Genomic DNA, 18,319 nt, shown 5'->3' with positions numbered 1-18,319 from the left:
CAAACGACCAGCGCACCGCAGCGCTGCCGCGCTGGCTGCACTTCTACAATCATCACCGAGCCCACTCCGCTACCGGCGGCAAGCCACCAGTCACCCGACTGACCAACGTCCCTGGACATCACACCTAGGGCTCGCGCCGCTTGCCGTACTCGGCGAGGTCGCGCAGCCGTGCGTTGTAGGCCTCGAGCGCGGCGTCCTCGGTGCGGTCCTCGGCACGGTCGAAGCGCTTGGCCTCCCGGGCGTCGGAGCGGAACCACTGGAACAAGATGGCGACCATCACGAGCACCAGCGGGATCTCGCCCATCGCCCAGGCCATGCCGCCGCCGAGGTACTGGTCGGCCAGCAGGTCCGTGCGGTAGGGGCGGTCGAGCTCCTTCCAGTAGTCGAGGGCGAAGACCGTGTTGGACGACATCACCGCGATCGCGAAGAAGGCGTGGAATGGCACCGTGACGAGCAGGACGCCGAAGCGGGCGACCGGCTGCAGGTTGCGCGGCGAGGGGTCGATGCCGATCAGCACGTAGTAGAACAACGTCCCGACGGCCAGGAAGTGGATCTCCATGATCGCGTGACCCCAGTGGTTGCCCATCAGGGTCTCGAAGATCCCGGTGAAGTAGAGCCCGTAGAGGCTTCCGACGAACAGGACCGGCCCGACGACGGGATGGGTCACGAACGAGGAGTAGCGCGAGCTGAGGAACCCCAGGAGCATCGACCGAGGTGAGACCTCCCCCGGCTGACGAGGACCGGGCAGGGTGCGCAGGGCCAGGGTCATCGGGGCGCCGAGGGCGATGAAGATCGGCGCGACCATCGACAGCAGCATGTGCGACGCCATGTGTGCGCTGAACAGCACGTGGGAGTACTCCCCCAGGCCACCGAACGTGGCCCAGGCGATGACCAGCATCCCTGCCATCCACGAGAGGGTGCGCCCGACGGGCCAGTGGTCGCCGCGACGACGCATCGTCAGCACGCCCCGCAGGTAGAACGCGGTGCCGAGGCCAACGATGGCCAGGCCGACGCCATTGCCGGAGAAGCCCCACAGGAGCCTCAGGACCGTCGGCGCGTCGGGCAACGGCCCGCCGAGCAGCTCCTCGACCGGGGTCTTGAGGACGTCGTCACCGACCGGCGTCGGTGTGCGTGAGAGCGCCACGGCGAGACCCATCGCGGCGCCCATGACGAACACCTCGGTGATCGCGATGCGGAGGAACCCGCCGCCCGTGGCGACGATCCTGCGGCGGTGCCAGTAGCCGAAGCCGCCGAGGATCACGAGGGCCGCGATCTTGGTGACGACGAGCAGGCCGTATGCCTCGCCGAACACGTCGCCGAGCGATCGCAGCCGTACGGCAGCGTTGACGGCGCCGGAGACGCCGACGATCACGAAGGCCCACAGGGCCACCGACGAGTAGCGGGCGATGGCCGGCTCGAGCCGCTTGCTGCCGCGCAGCGCGACCCACGCCAGCGCGGCGAGGCCGCCGACCCAGATCGTGGCCCCCATGATGTGCAGGTAGAGGCTCGTGGTCGCGAGGTCGTGCGACCCGGAGCCGGCCGAGTGACCGGTGAGGGCCACCGGAGCCAGGGTCGCCAGCGAGAGCCCCAGGATCGCGGCCAGGGCGCGGATCGAGAGCGTCCAGCGCGTCGCGACCGCGACGAGCAGTGCGGCGAGCGCCTGCACCCAGACCGCGCGGCCGTTGGAGGTGCCCGCGAAGCCGGTGATCTCGGCGAACGACAGGTCGAGGATGCCCTTGCCGAACGCCTCGGCGGTCTTGGCGAAGAAGGAGAAGAGGCTCGCGACCCACCAGACGTGCGCCCAGCGGGAGGCCAGTCGCACGGCCTGCACCGAGAGTCCCTGGGCCTCGGGCTCGGCCGACGGGAGCAGGAAGGTCGCGGCCAGCAGGAAGCCGACCACGAGCACCGCGCAGACGTCCGTCAGCAGCTTGACGAACGGCACGCTCCAGCCGACGAACGCCCCCGGGTCACCGACCGGGGTCGGCTCGGGTGCTCCCCCGCCGACGACGAGGAAGAACAGCAGGGCGAGGCCCGCGACCAGGAAGCCTGCCGTGGTGTCACGCACGGTCTGCGTCATCGCGCCTCCTCAGGGGTGCCAGGAGCAGTGCGACCGCGACGACCGCGGCGAGGATGCCCCAGAACAGGTGGTTGCTGTGCCGGTGGAAGAAGGACTGCTCCTGCGGCGCCTCCACCTGGGTGACGGCGCGACCGGCCGAGACGTCGTACGTCAATGTGCCCGCGACGGGGTGACCGTCGGCCGACACGACCCGGTAGGCCGCGCTGTAGCGACCCTTCTGGTCGACGTCGGCGACCGTGGCGGTGACCTCCTGGTCGACGGCGCGGATGTCGGTGACCGACAGCTTCGTGCCGTCCGGCGCCGTCACGGCGAGATAGGCCGGGTTGCCGATCGGCTCGTTGAAGGTCAGCGTCACGGTGGTCGGCGCGGACGTCTGGGTCGACCCGTCGGCCGGGTCGGAACCGACCAGCGCCGCATGGGCACTGGCCGGTCCCGCCCCGGCGACGAGCAGCACGAGACCCACGAGGATCCCGCGGATGAGGACGTCTTTACGCACGACGTCGATTCTCCCGCAGTGCCACAACAAGTGCAGCGAGAGCCACCAGGAGCGCCCCGCCGCCGAGCCACGTGCCGAGGCTGTCGCCCGAGTCGTCGGAGCCACTGGCCTCGTCGGTGTCGTCGGACTCGTCCGCGGCGGACGTCGCCGTCGCCGCCCCGTGGTGGTCGGTCGTCGCCTTCGCCAGGGCGAGGACAGGCGCCGGGTTCTCGGGCTCGGTGTCACCCTCCTGCGCCTCGTCCCAGCTGGAGACCTCGCCGTCGTCATAGGTCTGCTCGACCGTGAAGGCGATCTCGTCGGCCTCCGGGAACGGTCCGCCGGAGATCGCGAACTCGTCGAACTGTCCGACCGGGATGCCGTCGCCGCTCGTCGTCCACGTGATGGTGCGGACGGCCTCGGTCAGCTCGAAGTCGCCGACCTTCGTGGCGCGGTCGAGCTTCTTCTTCGCGATCGTGACCTTCCAGCCCGGCTTGGCGCCGGCGGTCACGAAGGCGAACGGGGTGTCGGCCGGCAGGGTCACCGCGACCGTGGTCGTCGCGGCGGTGTCGGACTCGTTGGGGACGCGGAACACGGCCTTGCCGTAGCCGCCCTGGGCCGCGTCGGTCGACGAGACGTTGACGTGGGCCGAAGCCGGGGCGGCGACGGCCACGAGGGCAACCGTGATGAGCGCAGCGCTGAGCCGCGCGGTGGTGCGATGCATGATGGTGAGCTTTCTGGGTGAGAGGGGTGCGGTCGGGTCAGCTGAGCCCGAGCGGCGGTCCTCTCAACGAGCGCGAGTGCGCGAGACGTACGTCGTGCAGGGTCCGCTCGACCAGCACGGGCAGCAGCCGTGGGGTCAGCGGCAGTGCGCCGATCGTCCACCGGACCGGCAGCAGGCGCAGACCGAGCCGCTCGGCGAGGAGGAACACGAGCCGCTCGCCGCGCGCGAGCGTCAGCACGCTGACGGCAGTCGCCACGACGTGGGCGCCGAGCATCGACACCGACATCGTCATGTCCTGGCCCGAGGCGCCCAGGTGCACGGCGACCTGGCACAGCACGAGCAGGCCGAGCATCTGGCCCACAGTGACGCGCCGGGCGGCCAGCAGCCACGCGACGGCGCCCGCCCCCGCCAGGACCGAGAGCACGGCGACGAGCGGCAGCTCTCCCCCGGCCTCGTGGTGCCCGACGGCTGCTGCCGTCACGCAGACCAGTGCGGCGGCCAGGGACCGAAGAGCCCGGACCGGACCACTGACCGGGCGCACGGCGGCGGCGAGATCGGGTCCAAGCACGTGCTCAGGCTAGCCTGCCGGGCTGGCGACAGATCTCGCGGCTTGTACCGTGGGCGCATGGCTGATTCCGGACTGACCTCCTCCTTCATCAAGCTCGACGAGGAGTGGGGGGCGCACAACTACCACCCGCTCCCGGTCGTGATCGCCGAGGCCGAGGGCGCCTGGGTGACCGACGTCGACGGCAACCGCTACCTCGACTTCCTGTCGGGCTACTCCGCGCTCAACTTCGGCCACCGCCACCCGGCCCTCGTCGAGGCGGCGCGGTCACAGCTCGACAAGCTGACGCTGACGTCGCGCGCCTTCCACAACGACCAGTTCGGCGCGTTCTGCCGCGAGCTGGCCGAGCTGACCGGCACCGAGATGGTGCTGACGATGAACACGGGCGCCGAAGCGGTCGAGTCGGCCATCAAGGTCGCCCGCAAGTGGGCCTACGAGGTCAAGGGCGTGGAGTTCAACTCCGCCGAGATCATCGTCGCCGCGGGCAACTTCCACGGTCGGACGACGACGATCGTGTCGTTCTCCGACGACCCGGCCGCGCACGACAACTACGGACCGTTCACGCCGGGCTTCATCACGGTGCCGTACGGCGACCTCGAGGCGATCCGCGCGGCGATCACGCCCAACACCGCGGCGATCCTGATGGAGCCGATCCAGGGCGAGGCCGGCGTCATCGTGCCGCCGTCAGGGTTCTTCGCCGGCGTCCGCCAGCTGTGCGACGAGAACAACGTCCTGATGATCGACGACGAGATCCAGTCGGGCCTGGCGCGCACGGGCAAGCTCTTCGCCCTCGACCACGACGACGTCCGTGCCGATCTCTACACGCTCGGCAAGGCCCTCGGCGGCGGCATCATCCCCGTCTCGGCGGTCGTCGGTCGCGCCGACGTGCTCGGCGTGCTGAAGCCCGGCCAGCACGGGTCGACGTTCGGCGGCTATCCCGTGGCCTGCGCCGTGGGTCGCGCGGTCGTCGACCTGCTCGCCACCGGGGAGTTCCAGACGCGGTCGCTCGAGCTGGGTCGCTACCTGCACGGACGCCTCGACGAGCTGGTCGGCAAGGGCGTCGCGACGGTGCGCGGTCGCGGCCTCTGGGCCGGCGTCGACATCGACCCGCGCGCCAAGACCGGACGCGAGGTGTCGATGGCGCTGCGCGACCGCGGTGTCCTCTGCAAGGAGACCCACGAGCGGACGCTGCGCATCGCTCCCCCGCTGGTGATCACCAAGGAGGAGATCGACCACGCCGTCGACGCCCTCGCCGAGGCCCTCAACGCCTGACCCCCGATCCGCGAGTGGCGCAAGATCAACAAAGTGAGACGGCGAGTCGTCCGATTTTGCGCCACTCGGGGGACGGTTTGCGCCACTCGCGCGGGCGTCAGCTGAAGAAGGTCGCTCCGCCGGGCGGCGCAGGCGATCGTTGGCTGTCCGCGTCGGTGAACGGTGCCTTGGCTGCGAACGCGGCGACGACGTCGCGGTAGGGCAGCACGCGGTAGGGGAACGGCGAGCTGGCGGCCCGGCGTGCGAGCGCCTCCCACGGCAGGGGCGCTCGGGACGCCACGACCAGCACGTTGCCGAACCGGCGGCCCTTCAGGGTCGCGGGCTCGGCGCTGATCATGACCTGCGGAAACGTGTCGCAGACGCCGCGCACGACCCGGCGGGCGTACGGGAACGGCGCCTTGTCGGCGATGTTGAGCAGGACGAGACCGTCGTCGACGACGACCCGCGCCAGCTCGGCGAAGTACTCCACGGTCGTCAGCTCGGCCGGGATGCGTGCACCGTCGAAGGCGTCGAGCACGATGATGTCGGCGAGGTCGTCGCGCATCGCGGCGATGCCCGAGCGCCCGTCGACCGGGCGGATCTTGATGCCGCTGCTGCGGGGCAGCGGCAGCCGCTCGCGCACCAACGCCGTGACGGCCTCGTCCGGCTCGAGCACGGTCTGGGACGACCGGGGCCGGCTGGCCGCGACGTAGCGGGGAATCGTCAGGGCCGCTCCCCCGACGTGCACGCACCGCAGCGGAGCGCCCGCCGGGCCGTGTGCGTCGATGACGTCGGCGATGCGTTGCATGTAGTCGAACTCGAGCCGCGTCGGGTCGTCGAGATCGACGTAGGACTGGTCGGTGCCGTCGATCTGCAGGGTGAACGCCGACGGTCGGTCACGGTCAGGGACGATCTCGACACGTCGCTGGGCCTCGTCCACCCTGCCACTCTAGGAGGCGTGCGGCTCCGCCCCCCTCGCCGGTGCCACCGACTGCGGATACGGTCGAGGCTGCACCACAGGGAGGGAACCGATGCGACGGCGGATGCTGCAGGTGGTGACGCTGACGGTCGCCGTCGTGGTCGCGATCGGCGCTGGCACCCTCGTGCGCCGCCATCTCGACGGTCCCGACCCCATCGCCACGGTCAGGGCCGCGACGGCCGCGTACGCGAGCGGCGACTGCTCCGCGCTGCGCAAGGTGACCGTCGATCCCGACACGGTCGACTGCGCCGCGGTCGACAGCGTCCGCGACGCCTATCGGGCCGAGGGGCTCGAGCCCGCCACGTTCCGCTACGACGTCGTCGCACGTGACGGCGACGACGCCACGGTGCGCATCTGGTACGACCGAGGCAAGAACGCCGAGCAGGAGCTCGTGCAGGTCCGCAAGCGCGACGGCAGCTGGAAGGTGTTCCCCGCACCGCTGGGCGGCTGAGCCACCCCGCGCCCGGGCGTCACCGTCACGCCAGGGCTGCGTGGACGAGCGGCGCGACCTCGCGCCCGTAGAGCTCGATGCTCCGCATCAGCTTGTCGTGCGGCAGTGCCCCGTTGCTGAACTTGAGGTCGAACCGGTCCAGACCCAGGATGCGGGTGTTGCGGACGATCTTGTCGGCGACGGTCTGGGGCGATCCGACGTAGATCGCACCCTCGGGGCCCGCGGACGCCTCGAACTCCTCGCGGGTCGGTGGCGGCCAGCCTCGCTCCCGCCCGATGCGCTCGCGCTGCACCGCGAAGTGCGGCCACAGCTCCTCACGGGCCTGCTCGTCGGTGTCAGCGACGTGGCCGGGCGAGTGCACGCCGATCGGCAGGACGGGCTGGCCCAGCTGGTCGAGGGCCTGGCGGTAGAGGTCGGCGTACGGGGCGAACTGCGCGGGCGGACCACCAATGATGGCGAGCATCAACGGGATGCCGTAACGGGCCGCGCGGATGACAGACTCGGGACTGCCGCCGACGCCGATCCACGTCGTGACCGACCCGGCCGCCGTCTTGGGAAAGATATCCTGCTCCACCAGCGGCGGTCGCAGGTTGCCCTCCCACGTGATGGGGCCTTCGCTGCGCAGCGCGGCGAACAGGTCGAGCTTCTCGGCGAACAGCTCCTCGTACTGGGCGAGGTCGAAGCCGAACAGCGGGAACGACTCGGTGAACGAGCCCCGTCCCAAGATCACCTCGGCCCGTCCGCCGGAGACCGCGTCGAGCGTCGCGAACCGCTCGTAGACGCGGATCGGGTCGTCCGAGCTCAGCACCGTCACGGCCGTGCCGAGGTGGATGCGCGTCGTGCGCGACGCGATCGCCGCCAGGACGACCTCGGGCGCCGTGACCGCGAAGTCCTCGCGGTGGTGCTCCCCCACCCCGAAGAACGCCAGTCCCAGCTCGTCGGCGAGCACCGCCTGGTCGATGACGTTGCGGATCACCTGGTCGTACGGGAGCGGTGTGCCGTCCTCCCCGGCAGTGACGTCACCGAAGGTGTCGAGACCCAGCTCGAGGGGCGCGGAGGATCGGGGCGCGTCGGAGTCCATGGTTCGAGCCTAGGGGGCTGCCAGACTGGGGCCATGCTCGAGATCCTGGTCATCGTCGTGGGCGTCCTGGTGCTGGGTCTCCTGGCGCTCCGCCTCAAGGTCGGATCCGTCCGACGGCGTCATCGTCGCCGCATCGCCGCGACCGATCCCGAGCACAGCGCCCCGGCCAACCTCGTCGGGGTCGCCTCGGAGGGCAAGGCCCAGGTCCGCGGCCCCGGGACCCTGGTGCTCGGCCGCACCGACCTGGTGTTCGTGCAGCTCATGCCCGAGCGGGAGGTCGTCGTGCCCCGCGACATCATCACGTCGACGCGCACGACCCGGCACTTCCTGGGCAAGACCACGGGCAGCGACCTGCTGGTCGTCACGTGGGACCGCGACGGCCTGACCGATGCCGCCGCGTTCGCCGTGCAGGACCTCGAGGTCTGGCGCGACCGGCTGGCCTGACCGGCTGGCCTGACCGCCTCACCCCGGTGGACCCGGGTCAGCCGACCTGGGCGACGTGGGTCTCGGCCGCCGTGCGGACCTCGATGACCATGCCCTTGGCCAGCTGACGGCCACGACGGGTCTCGATCTCGCCGTCGACCAGCACGTCGCCGTCGCCGATCATCGCGCCGGCATGGGCGCCGGAGTCGGCGAAGTTGGCGAACTTCAAGAACTGGCCGAGACGGATCATGTCGCCGCTGATCGGGATGATCTCGATGTCGTCGCTCATGGCGCCAGTCTAGAGTCGGGCCCATGGACAGCACCGCGCGCGCCGACGTCTGGGTCTCGTCCGTCCGGCTCTACAAGAACCGCAGCATCGCGTCGTCGGAGTGCAAGGCGGGCCACGTCCGCATCAACGGCGCGAAGGCCAAGCCCTCGCAGCCGGTCAAGATCGGCGACCGCATCGAGGCCCTCACCGAGGGCGGCCTGCGCGTCGTGGTCGTCACCCGCATCATCGTCAAGCGCGTGGGCGCTCCCGTCGCGGTGCAGTGCTACGACGACAAGACGCCACCGCCTCCCCCGAAGGAGGAGGTCGCGGTCATGCCTCGGCGCGACCGAGGTGCCGGTCGGCCGACCAAGCGTGACCGCCGAGCGATGGACCGGCTCCGCGGACGCTGACCTCAGAGCACGTGCCGGTGCAGGAACGCCGCGATGTCGTCGAGCTCCTCGGCCGAGATGCCGTGCGCGAGTCCCGCATAGGTGCGGTCCGTGGTGTCGGCATGCTCGGCGAGCCAGGTCGATGCCCGCTGCGTCGCGTCCACGGCGATGACCGGGTCGGCGTCGCCGTGGCCGAAGAACACCGGCACCTGCCGAGCGGCGAGATCAGCATCGCCGGGCTGCTCGTCGTCGAGGACGAACCCCGACAGGACCAGCCCGGCCGCGAAGCGTCCAGGACGCGCACGGAGCAGCTGGCTCACCATGAGGCCTCCCTGGGAGAAGCCCAGCAGCACGACCCGGCGGTCAGCGTCGACGTGCGCGTCGAACCAGGTCAGCAGCGCGTCGGTCGATGCCGCCGTGATCTCGGGGTCGGGACGTCCGGGCACCCGTATCGGCACCCAGGCGTACGAGCCGGGACCGATCGTCAGGGGCGCCCGCACCGACGCATACGCCAGCTCATCGGGCAGGTACGCCGCGAGGCCCGGCAGGTCCTGCTCGTTGGAGCCGTAGCCGTGCAGCAGCAGGACGAGCGGCAGCGCGTCGTCCCCCGAGCGGACGGTGTGGGCGTCGTCGACGGGTGAGGTCATGCGACCACCTTAGTTGTCGGTTAAATCAACGGGCGAGGAGCAGCGGCAGCAGTGCCTCGCTGCTGAGCGGAGCGAGGTCGATGTCACCGGTGGCCCGCGGGTCGACCCACCGGCTCTCGGCGATCTCCGCTGCCGCGACGGTCAGCGCCGCGTCGATCGTCAGCGCGAAGACCTCCGCCCTGACCCGGTGCCCCGGCTCGTTGGCCGCATCCTCCTCGAACGAGCCGACCCACGTCAGGTCGTCGGCGCTCGGTCGCAGCCCGAGCTCCTCGTCGAGCTCGCGCCGCAGCGCGTCCAACGACGACTCCCCCGCCTCGATCTTGCCGCCGGGCTGCATGAACATCGTCGTGCCGTGCTTGCGCACCATGAGGGCACGCCCCGCCGCGTCCACGACGAGTGCCGCTGCGACATGGATGACCGGCGCTGTCACGGCGACGGGGTCTCGGCAGTCGAGGCGCCCCACTTGTCGGTCCATGCTGGCGGCGCCGCCAGCATGGTCAGCAGCTCGTCGAGGTCGTCGGAGAAGGAGACGATGCCGGACTGCTCGGCCCGGACGAACCCTTGACCCACCATGGTGTCGAGCATCTCGCGCATGGGGGTCCAGAAGCCGGCGACGTCCAGGAAGCCGCTGGGCTTGGCGTGGATCGTCAGCTGCGCCCACGTCCACTGCTCGGCGATCTCCTCGAGGGTCCCGGCCCCACCGGGCAGCGCGATGAACGCGTCGGAGAGGTCGGCCATGAGCTGCTTGCGCTCGTGCATCGACTCGACCACGTGCAGCTCGGTCAGCCCGTGGTGCGCGAGCTCGCGGTCGTCCAGCTGACGCGGGATGACCCCGATGACCCGTCCACCCGCCTCGACGGCGGCATCGGCGACAGCACCCATGAGGCCGACGTGACCGCCACCGTAGACGACGTCGATGCCCCGCTCGGCGAGCGTGCGTCCGGTGAGCCGGGCCGCCTCGGCGTACGCCGGCGAGGTCCCGAAGCTCGAGCCGCAGAAGACGGCGACAGAACTCAGCGCCATGGATGCCCCTTCCCAGAAGTCGTCATGTAATTGTCCCGCCCGCCGAGCGGTCGTGGACGCTCGCCCCCGGCGTCGGCGCGACGGCCGCAGTCAGGAGCCGGTGACGCCGACCTCCACGTCGGCCCAGACGGGATCGTGGTCGCTGAGCTGGTTGCTGTATGCGACGTCGCGCGAGATCAGCCCCCACGCCTTCACGGGCGTCCGACGCGGCACGAAGATGTGGTCGAGGTGGCGTCCGGGGCCGAACCGACGCCGGTCGCTCGACCGCTGGTTGATCGTGTTGAGGCGGTGCTGCGACCGGGTCGACGCGACCATGACCGCATCGGTCAGGCCGGCCTGCCTGACGGCCTTCCAGACGCGCTGGCGGTGCGAGTCCGAGTCGTACCGCCTGGTCTGTTGCTGGACCAGGGAGTTGAAGTCGCCGATCTCGAAGACCGGGACACCCGGGTGGGTCCGGCGCCACGCAGCGATGACGCGCTCGACGTCCCGGTGCTCGTTGGCGCGGGCACGATCCTTGCGGGCCGTGTCGAGCGCCGTGAGGTGGTAGCCGGCGACGACCAGCCGCGCCCCGGTGGCCCGGTGGCGCAGCTCCTGGACCGGCGCCGGACGGGTGCCGGTGCGTCGGGTGTGTCGTGCCAGGACGGTGCGTCCCCACAAGTGACCGTCGTCGGGCGTGCGGGCCGACATCGTCCGGTACCGGTAGAAGAGGTAGGTGCCGCTGTGACCCGCGGCCCGCTGGTAGCCGACGTCGTCGAGGGCCGCGACGAGTCTCCGGTGCACCCGGGACGTACGCGCTCCGGCCTCCTGGACGGCCAGCACGTCCGGCTGCCGCTCGGCCACCTGGGCCACCATGCCGCGCAGGCGGGCGGGCGTGGGGAGCGTGATCGCGCGGCAGCGCTGCGTGCACAGGTTGTAGGTCATGAGGCGCACGGTCACGGACGACGGCCTGGTCGCGAACTCGCCCCGAGCCGCCATCGGCTCCTGCCCCTCCCCGACGAGCGAGGTGAGGTCGTACGTCAGCCGCCGGCCCACCGCATCCGCCGGGAGGTCGACCTGGATGGTCGAGCCCTCCGACGTCGTGTCGACGACGATCGAGCCGGCTCGCGAGACCACGAGGTGGAAACCCGAGGCGGCTGCGGGCCACGAGACCGTCACCCGGGTGGGACTCACCTGCGTGATCGACTGCGCGGGCGCCTCGACGTCCGCCGACACCGCGGCGCCTGCCGTGCCCACCATCAGGGCCGCGGCCAGCGACAGGAGCAGGCTCCACCTCATGGCAGCAGAGCGGTCACCCTGACCAGGTTGTGGTCCGACGCGATCGGCGTGACGTTCCTGCCGCCGCGGGTCGGCGCGACGACCGCCCAGCTGTCAGCACCCGTCCTGCTGTGCAGGAACACGTGGTCGACGTGGTCGCCGTACTTCACGCCGCGCACCGGACGCTTCTCGTAGCCGTTGTAGGAGTTGATGTAGGCCTTGCTGTACCGGGCCGACCGGTCGTAGGCGTCGCGGTATCCGGCACGCTCGAAGCGCAGACGCGGGCTGTCGTTCGGGCGGTTGCGGTGGGAGTTGAAGTCGCCAGCGAACACGATCGGCACGCCGTTCGCCTCGTCCTTCGCCTTCGTGATCAGCCGGCGGGTCTCGCCGTCGCGCGAGCGGGCGTTGCCGGCCGACTTGCCGGCGGTCAGGTGGGCGCTGACGAACACGTACGACTTCTTGGTCTTCTTGACCCGCAACCGGGCCCAGGTGGCAGTCGCTGCCCCGCCGAGCCTGAACGTCCCCGCGACGGGCGTCGTGGTCGTCACGGGCTCACAGACCTCCCGCGCCCACTCGACGCCGTCGTAGGTCCAGGTGACGCCGTCCGTGTCGGTGTGGGTGCCCGACTCGGTGTCCCAGGTCGAGGTGTCCACCTCGTCGGGAACCGTCTCGTCCTCGCAGACGGTCTCGGTCGAGCTCGTCGTCACCTGGGCCAGCTTCGACGTGCGGTAGAACACGCCCTCCGTGCTCGAGGCCGATGCCAGGGCGTAGCCGTGGGCCGTGAGCCGCCGCGCGATGCGGCCGAGCACCGACGAGCCCTCCTGGATGGCGACGACGTCGGCCCTGGCCTCGCGGATGCGGGCGATCACCGCGTCCTCCCGCGGACGCCAGGACCGGCAGCCGTTGGCCACGCCGCAGACGTTGAAGGTCGCGATGCCGACGCGGGTCTGGCTGCTGCGGTTGGCGTGGCGCATCGTGGAGTGGCAGTAGCGCTGGGAGCGGTTGGCGCCGCTCCCCGTCGCGGTCTGGAAGCAGTACATCTGCCCCGGCTTCAAGCCCGTGATCCGCACCGCGGAGCCGGCCGACTTCTTGGCCGTCGACGACGTCAGCACGCCGCTGTAGGACGTCGCGTAGAACGTGCGGTAGCCCGACGACCCACCGGGCCAGTCGAGCGTGATCGACGTGGTCGTCGACGCCGTCACCCAGGGCGCGCGGCCGGGCCCGGCCGCAGACGCCGCGGACAGGGACGAGAACGCCACGGCCAGGCACGTGGCCAGGACCAGGGGGACGGGCAGGAGTCGTGGCATGGGCAGAACCGTAGTCGCCGAGGGGGCCTCGTGGAGGCGGTTCGGCTCCATCGTGAGAAGGCGTCGTGAAAGGCACAGTCCCGGACCCGCTGACGCGGATCCGGGACTGTCGATCTCCGGGGAGATCACGAACGTCGGGCTGACAGGATTTGAACCTGCGACCCCCTGGCCCAGAGCATGAGGCCTGCTCGCTTTATCGCCAGTTGCTGGTTTTTGAGGACTTGGGGCCTGACCTGCGCAAACACACCGCGACGCTGCTCGCAGTCCGGACTGATCTTGATGAGATCTGACCTCGCAAGACGATTTGCGCGGTAGTTTCCGTTGAATAAGCGTTACACAACTCAAATCTCAATGACCGATTATCGGTACGCCCAGTGATCCGCTTGGGGCGTGCTTGGGGTTCCGTGTCCGAGGGGGACACCGCCAGCTCGACCCTCGAAACGAATCACCGCGCTCGTTCGAGTGCTGCAACCAGATTAGTCCACAATCACAGCCTTTTGCGCTGCACCGAGAACAGCCCAGTCACTGACCACCCCGCCGCGAAGTCTCGCAATAGCGTCCTTCGGCCATCGATGACCAACCCAATTTCATCGGCATTTCGGGTTTGCTACGCCTCCTGCGCAACCTTGGCCTTGTCAATTGCGAACGCTCAGGCCGCCACATTCGATACAGCCTCTACAACGAGCATGTCGCCGAGTTGATCGAGCAAGCCATCTATCACGCCGAGCACCTCCAAGTCGGTGCTACTGACCGACACCAAGAAGGCGCCGAGTATGCCCAGTGCGCGAGTTCCGTGACCGCCGCACGCTTCTCAGGATCAAGGTCCTTGACTAGTTGGGGTGCACTGCTCTCCAACATCGCCTCGGGTGGAGTCTGGTCCATGAATCCAAGATTTGTGGTGAGACGTCGGGCCCCCGACATCGCCCATCGCAGCAGTCAGACCCCGAGCGGTCGCGCGGGCCAAGACCGAAACTTTGTTCACGCCCACGTCGAACCTCAAGTCGTAGTCGCACGTACTCAACGACTACCCAACGATGTCTGCCACAAACACCACAGTTGGATCGCCACACCACTCCCCTTGTATACCCCTAGGGGGTAACGTATGGTAGCGATATGAGCAGTCACACTAAGGCATCAAGCACCGCTGACCTGCCTACCGTCACGGACCCTGTGTGCGGCATGAGCGTCGACGCGTCCGGCCCGCAGCACATCGAGCACGAGGGACGCGCCTACCACTTCTGCTCTGAGCGCTGCCGAACCAAATTCGAGGCGCACCCAGAGCTGTATGTCGGCGATGACGCAGAGCAAGGTAGCCACGCCCACAACTCACACAGCGGTCATCAGATGGTCGGGGCCGAAAGCGGCAATGCGGCTGAGCGCGAGGTGGCGGAGTACACCTGCCCGATGCATCCGGAGATCCGCCAACCTGGTCCGGGATCGTGCCCGATCTGCGGGATGGCACTTGAGCCAGTCATGGTCACTGCTGACACCGGCCCGAGCGCGGAGTTGGTCGACATGACCCGCCGGTTCTGGGTCGGTCTTGTGCTGGCGCTACCGGTGTTCCTGCTCGAGATGGGCGGTCATCTCTTCTCCTGGGTGCATGAGCTGATCCCGTCCTCGGTGTCAGTGTGGATCCAGTTGGTGCTGGCCACTCCCGTGGTGCTCTGGGCCGGGTGGCCGTTCTTCGTACGAGGTTGGGCCTCGGTTCGCACGCGGAACCTGAACATGTTCACGCTGATTGCGATGGGCACCGGTGTCGCCTGGGTCTACAGCGTCATCGCCACCGTTGCGCCGGGCATCTTCCCGGATGCCTTCCGCGAGAACGATGGCATGGGGATGGGCACGGTCGACGTCTACTTTGAGGCCGCCGCTGTCATCACCGTGCTCGTGCTGCTGGGCCAGGTTCTCGAGCTGCGCGCCCGAGAGCAGACCTCTGGCGCCATCCGGGCGCTGCTCGACCTGACTCCGAAGACCGCCATCCGGATCAACGAAGACGGCACTGATGAGGAGATTGGTCTCCAGGATGTGCAGATCGACGACCGCCTCCGGGTCCGGCCTGGCGAGCGAGTCCCTGTCGACGGCGCCGTCGAGGAGGGGCGCTCCTCCGTTGATGAGTCCCTTGTGACGGGTGAGTCGATGCCTGTTTCCAAGGCTGCAGGCGATGCCGTCATTGGCGGCACTATCAACTCCAGCGGCGGGTTGGTCATGCGCGCTGAGAAGATCGGCCGCGACACGATGCTCGCGCGGATCGTCGCGATGGTCGCCGACGCCCAACGTTCCCGTGCCCCGATCCAGCGCATGGCCGACCGTGTTGCTGGTGTTTTCGTGCCGATCGTCATCGGCGTCGCTGTCCTCGCGTTCATCATCTGGGCGTTGGTTGGGCCCGACCCCAGGCTCGCCCATGGCCTCATCGTGGCCGTGGCTGTGCTGATCATCGCGTGCCCCTGTGCGCTCGGGCTGGCCACACCGATGTCGATCATGGTCGGCGTCGGGAGGGGCGCTGGGCTTGGTGTGCTGATCAAGAACGCCGAGGCCCTCGAGCGAATGGAGAAGGTCGACACCCTTGTCGTGGACAAGACCGGCACCCTGACCGAAGGTCGACCCTCAGTCACTGCGACCGTGCCCGCTACAGGGTTTGAACAGGTCGAAATACTGCGCCTGGCCGCCGGGGTCGAACGCGCCTCCGAGCACCCCCTGGCCTTGGCCATTGTCGAAGCCGCCCACGCCCAGAAGCTCACGCCTCCGGATGTGCAGGACTTTGACTCCCCCATTGGCCGCGGCGCGCAAGGAACTGTCGATGGCCGGGCCATCGTCTTGGGCAATGCCGATTTCCTGGCCTCCCACCGCATCGACACCACGTCCTTGGACACCGAAGCCGACCGGTTGCGCTCCGATGGGGCGACCGTCATCTACATCGGCATCGACAGCCAAGTCGGCGGCATCTTCGCGATCGCCGACCCCGTCAAGGAGACCACCCCGGCCGCGCTCGCTGCACTGCGTAAGGAAGGTATCGAGGTCGTCATGCTCACCGGCGACAACCGTGTCACCGCAGAGGCTGTCGCACGACGGCTCGGCATCGACCGAGTTGAAGCCCAAGTCCTCCCAGACCACAAGAGCGACATCGTCACCACTTTGCGTAGCGAAGGCCGGGTCGTGGCCATGGCTGGCGATGGCGTCAACGACGCCCCCGCGCTCGCCGCAGCCGACGTCGGTCTCGCGATGGGATCGGGCACCGACGTCGCGATCGAGAGCGCCGGCATCACCCTGCTTGGCGGTGACCTGATGGGGATCGTCCGCGCACGCGAACTCTCCCAAAAGACGATGAGCAACATCCGCCAGAACCTGATGTTCGCTTTCATCTACAACGTCGCCGGCATCCCCATCGCGGCCGGAGTGCTCTACCCGTTCTTCGGCCTACTGCTGTCACCGATCATTGCGGCCGCCGCGATGGCCCTGTCCTCGGTCAGCGTTATCGCCAATGCCCTACGCCTACGCACCCAGAAAATCTGACTACAAGTAGAAAGAATCAGGACCAAACCATGCCCGACACTGCACCCGGCTATACGGACAACAAGGCGGCCCACCTCAAGCGCCTGCGCCGCGTCGAAGGTCAGATCCGTGGCCTGCAACGCATGGTTGAAGAAGACACCTACTGCATCGACATCCTCACCCAGATCTCCGCGGCCACCCGAGCCCTCGAAGCCGTAGCCCTGGGACTGCTCGACGAGCACCTTAAACACTGCGTCACCAACGCCATCCACGCCGGAGGCGAGCAAGCCGACGCCAAGATCAAAGAAGCTTCTGACGCCATCGCTCGACTCGTTCGGTCCTAGAACCGGCTGATCGCATGAAGACGGCGCGGCCGGGCCAGCCGCAACAAGGCGATTCGACCAGCGGTGCGCGATTAGAGGCTTTGCGGAGGACCGGCGTGCACCGTGGCGCCCGTAAGCTTCGGCACGTCGTGGCGAAGCCGGTCTTGGGCAAGATGGGCAATCGCGTGGGCGGACCGGAGGTCAAGGTGTCGTCGACTTCGATGCTCGTCTCTGCGTGCAATTGGTGACCAATCCAGCGAAGTTGTATCGCGTCGACCCCCGTGACGCCAGGTGTCGCGAGCAGTGACCTCTCACCCTGCTCGACCAGGGCCGGGTCAACACCAACGAGGAGTCGCCGGAAGACTTCGGTGGCAGCGCCTTTGAGCACGACGAGGATCGCCACCGTGATCAGTAGCCCGACGATGGGGTCGGCCAACGGGAAGCCCGCCAGGACACCGATCGCGCCGACGGCCACGGCCAGTGAGGTGAATCCGTCGGTGCGGGCGTGGAGGCCGTCAGCCATCAGGGCTGCAGACCCGATTTTGCGGCCGACACGAATGCGGTAGACACCGACCAGTTCGTTACCTGCGAATCCGATGATGCCGGCAGCAAAACAACCCACACGTTCGTGATATCTCGCGGGTGGATGAGCCGCGAGATGGATTCATAGCCGGCGATGACGGCCGACAGCGCGATCATCACAACGATGAACAGGCCCGCCACGTCCTCGACACGCCCCAAGCCGTAGGTGAACCGTTTGGTCGGTGGCCGCCGGACTAGGACAAACGCGATCCACAACGGAATGGCCGTCAGCGCATCGGAGAAGTTGTGGATCGTGTCCGCCAACAGCGCCATCGAACCGGTGAGGATGACCACAAGCAACTGCATGACAGCGGTGACGAGGAGAACTACGAGGCTGATCTTGACGGCACGGATCCCCTCGTTGCTGGACTCCAGGGCCGAATCGATCGAATCGGCAGCATCGTGACTGTGAGGTCTGAAGATTGACAGCAAGAAGCCCTTGATGCCTTCTGGATGAGAGTGACCATCACCGTGCGGATGGTCGTGCCTGTGCTCGTCGTGGCGGAGGTTCACGCCGATGTCCTATGCTGCGGGTGGTGGTGGCGTGCCGTCCAGGGAGTGTTCGGCCTGGAAGATGGCATCCGAAACCAGTTGGCTGGCATGCTCGTTGGCCAACCGGTAGAACACCCGGGTGCCGTCTTGGCGTGTGGTGACAAAATGAGCCAAGCGCAATTTCGCCAGGTGCTGTGAGACTGCCGCTGGCGATATGTCGACGATATTGGCCAGATGATTGACCGACATCTCCTCATCGCGCAGAGCCAGGATCAGCCGAATGCGGGTCGCGTCGGCCAGCATCGTGAAGACCTCGACCGCCAGCTCGACGTATTAGCTGTCGGGATCACGCCCACATACCTGGTTATCTGCGTCCATACGCAGATAATTGCATAGCAATCCACGCCGGGCCCATGGCCAGCTGGTAGAAAGGAATCCCCCAATCCGTGGAGCCGTCCCAGCGCAAGCCCCCTACCGGCACGTCACTGCCCTACGGATGGCGAAGTCGCTTGGCGTAGTCGC

The 18,319-nt window shown here is 68.5% G+C and carries 19 protein-coding genes and 2 pseudogenes; 7 read left to right on the top strand and 14 right to left on the bottom strand.

Annotated elements, in window-relative coordinates; translation table 11 throughout:
* Positions 1-128 (top strand): annotated as a pseudogene (locus HQK15_RS17735) (IS481 family transposase); the annotation flags it as partial.
* Here the strand turns inward: HQK15_RS17735 and HQK15_RS17730 are convergent.
* Genes HQK15_RS17730 through HQK15_RS17715 form a run of 4 tightly spaced genes read right to left on the bottom strand, consistent with a single transcriptional unit; the run spans position 125 to position 3,841 of the window.
* Entirely contained in the window at positions 125-2,077 is a 1,953-nt protein-coding gene (locus HQK15_RS17730; protein ID WP_173492838.1) for a bifunctional copper resistance protein CopD/cytochrome c oxidase assembly protein, read from the bottom strand. The pseudogene HQK15_RS17735 and the gene HQK15_RS17730 overlap by 4 nt on opposite strands.
* Positions 2,058-2,573, bottom strand: a complete 516-nt coding sequence (locus tag HQK15_RS17725; RefSeq protein ID WP_173492837.1) for a copper resistance CopC family protein — start codon at positions 2,571-2,573, stop codon at positions 2,058-2,060. The genes HQK15_RS17730 and HQK15_RS17725 overlap by 20 nt, the downstream gene beginning before the upstream one ends.
* A complete protein-coding gene (locus HQK15_RS17720) occupies positions 2,566-3,273 on the bottom strand; it encodes a YcnI family protein (RefSeq protein ID WP_173492836.1) in 708 nt (235 codons plus the stop codon). The genes HQK15_RS17725 and HQK15_RS17720 overlap by 8 nt, the downstream gene beginning before the upstream one ends.
* 37 nt (positions 3,274-3,310) lie before the next feature.
* Positions 3,311-3,841: a hypothetical protein gene (locus HQK15_RS17715; protein ID WP_173492835.1), complete on the bottom strand. Its 531-nt coding sequence runs from the start codon at positions 3,839-3,841 to the stop codon at positions 3,311-3,313.
* A 57-nt stretch (positions 3,842-3,898) separates the two neighbouring features.
* Here HQK15_RS17715 and rocD point away from each other — a divergent pair, with 57 nt between their 5' ends.
* Positions 3,899-5,110, top strand: a complete 1,212-nt coding sequence (rocD, locus tag HQK15_RS17710) for an ornithine--oxo-acid transaminase (RefSeq protein WP_173492834.1) — start codon at positions 3,899-3,901, stop codon at positions 5,108-5,110.
* Between the two features lie 97 nt (positions 5,111-5,207).
* Here the strand turns inward: rocD and HQK15_RS17705 are convergent, their stop codons facing one another.
* Positions 5,208-6,029 (bottom strand): spermidine synthase, encoded by an 822-nt coding sequence (locus tag HQK15_RS17705; RefSeq protein WP_173492833.1) that lies wholly within the window; start codon positions 6,027-6,029, stop codon positions 5,208-5,210.
* Between the two features lie 91 nt (positions 6,030-6,120).
* Here HQK15_RS17705 and HQK15_RS17700 point away from each other — a divergent pair, with 91 nt between their 5' ends.
* Positions 6,121-6,519 (top strand): hypothetical protein, encoded by a 399-nt coding sequence (locus HQK15_RS17700; protein WP_173492832.1) that lies wholly within the window; start codon positions 6,121-6,123, stop codon positions 6,517-6,519.
* A 25-nt stretch (positions 6,520-6,544) separates the two neighbouring features.
* Here HQK15_RS17700 and HQK15_RS17695 read toward each other — a convergent pair whose 3' ends face one another.
* On the bottom strand, positions 6,545-7,600 hold the full coding sequence (locus HQK15_RS17695) for an LLM class flavin-dependent oxidoreductase (RefSeq protein ID WP_173492831.1): 1,056 nt from the start codon (positions 7,598-7,600) through the stop codon (positions 6,545-6,547).
* A gap of 33 nt (positions 7,601-7,633) precedes the next feature.
* Here HQK15_RS17695 and HQK15_RS17690 point away from each other — a divergent pair, with 33 nt between their 5' ends.
* Positions 7,634-8,044: a hypothetical protein gene (locus HQK15_RS17690; protein WP_173492830.1), complete on the top strand. Its 411-nt coding sequence runs from the start codon at positions 7,634-7,636 to the stop codon at positions 8,042-8,044.
* A 37-nt stretch (positions 8,045-8,081) separates the two neighbouring features.
* Here the strand turns inward: HQK15_RS17690 and HQK15_RS17685 are convergent, their stop codons facing one another.
* Positions 8,082-8,312, bottom strand: a complete 231-nt coding sequence (locus tag HQK15_RS17685) for an RNA-binding S4 domain-containing protein (protein WP_173492829.1) — start codon at positions 8,310-8,312, stop codon at positions 8,082-8,084.
* 23 nt (positions 8,313-8,335) lie between these two features.
* Between HQK15_RS17685 and HQK15_RS17680 the strand changes: the two genes are divergently transcribed.
* On the top strand, positions 8,336-8,701 hold the full coding sequence (locus tag HQK15_RS17680; RefSeq protein ID WP_173492828.1) for an RNA-binding S4 domain-containing protein: 366 nt from the start codon (positions 8,336-8,338) through the stop codon (positions 8,699-8,701).
* 2 nt (positions 8,702-8,703) lie between these two features.
* On the opposite strand, the gene HQK15_RS17675 is transcribed toward HQK15_RS17680, so the two are convergent.
* The 5 genes from HQK15_RS17675 to HQK15_RS17655 form a co-directional block, all read right to left on the bottom strand.
* On the bottom strand, positions 8,704-9,327 hold the full coding sequence (locus tag HQK15_RS17675; protein WP_173492827.1) for an alpha/beta hydrolase: 624 nt from the start codon (positions 9,325-9,327) through the stop codon (positions 8,704-8,706).
* A gap of 25 nt (positions 9,328-9,352) precedes the next feature.
* Positions 9,353-9,757, bottom strand: coding sequence for an NUDIX hydrolase (locus HQK15_RS17670; RefSeq protein WP_367649240.1), 405 nt, complete (start codon positions 9,755-9,757; stop codon positions 9,353-9,355).
* Positions 9,754-10,350, bottom strand: coding sequence for an LOG family protein (locus HQK15_RS17665; RefSeq protein ID WP_217361832.1), 597 nt, complete (start codon positions 10,348-10,350; stop codon positions 9,754-9,756). The genes HQK15_RS17670 and HQK15_RS17665 overlap by 4 nt, the downstream gene beginning before the upstream one ends.
* A 90-nt stretch (positions 10,351-10,440) precedes the next feature.
* Positions 10,441-11,625 (bottom strand): endonuclease/exonuclease/phosphatase family protein, encoded by a 1,185-nt coding sequence (locus HQK15_RS17660; RefSeq protein ID WP_173492825.1) that lies wholly within the window; start codon positions 11,623-11,625, stop codon positions 10,441-10,443.
* Positions 11,622-12,911, bottom strand: coding sequence for an endonuclease/exonuclease/phosphatase family protein (locus tag HQK15_RS17655; RefSeq protein WP_173492824.1), 1,290 nt, complete (start codon positions 12,909-12,911; stop codon positions 11,622-11,624). Before HQK15_RS17655 ends, HQK15_RS17660 begins: the two co-directional genes overlap by 4 nt.
* Before the next feature lie 1,113 nt (positions 12,912-14,024).
* Between HQK15_RS17655 and HQK15_RS17650 the strand changes: the two genes are divergently transcribed.
* Both HQK15_RS17650 and HQK15_RS17645 read left to right on the top strand, forming a co-directional pair.
* Positions 14,025-16,421 carry a heavy metal translocating P-type ATPase gene (locus tag HQK15_RS17650; protein WP_173492823.1) on the top strand — a complete coding sequence of 799 codons (2,397 nt, stop codon included), beginning with the start codon at positions 14,025-14,027 and terminating at the stop codon, positions 16,419-16,421.
* A 29-nt stretch (positions 16,422-16,450) separates the two neighbouring features.
* Positions 16,451-16,744 carry a metal-sensitive transcriptional regulator gene (locus tag HQK15_RS17645; RefSeq protein ID WP_173492822.1) on the top strand — a complete coding sequence of 98 codons (294 nt, stop codon included), beginning with the start codon at positions 16,451-16,453 and terminating at the stop codon, positions 16,742-16,744.
* Here HQK15_RS17645 and HQK15_RS17640 read toward each other — a convergent pair.
* Positions 16,701-17,611, bottom strand: a pseudogene (locus HQK15_RS17640) (cation diffusion facilitator family transporter). The gene HQK15_RS17645 and the pseudogene HQK15_RS17640 overlap by 44 nt on opposite strands.
* Before the next feature lie 216 nt (positions 17,612-17,827).
* Positions 17,828-18,121 (bottom strand): ArsR/SmtB family transcription factor, encoded by a 294-nt coding sequence (locus tag HQK15_RS17635; RefSeq protein WP_437340257.1) that lies wholly within the window; start codon positions 18,119-18,121, stop codon positions 17,828-17,830.
* Between the last annotated feature and the right edge of the window lie 198 nt (positions 18,122-18,319).

The organism is Aeromicrobium stalagmiti (assembly GCF_013283745.1).
Classification (GTDB): Bacteria; Actinomycetota; Actinomycetes; order Propionibacteriales; family Nocardioidaceae; genus Aeromicrobium; species Aeromicrobium stalagmiti.
This window is presented reverse-complemented; position numbering and strand designations above follow the sequence as displayed.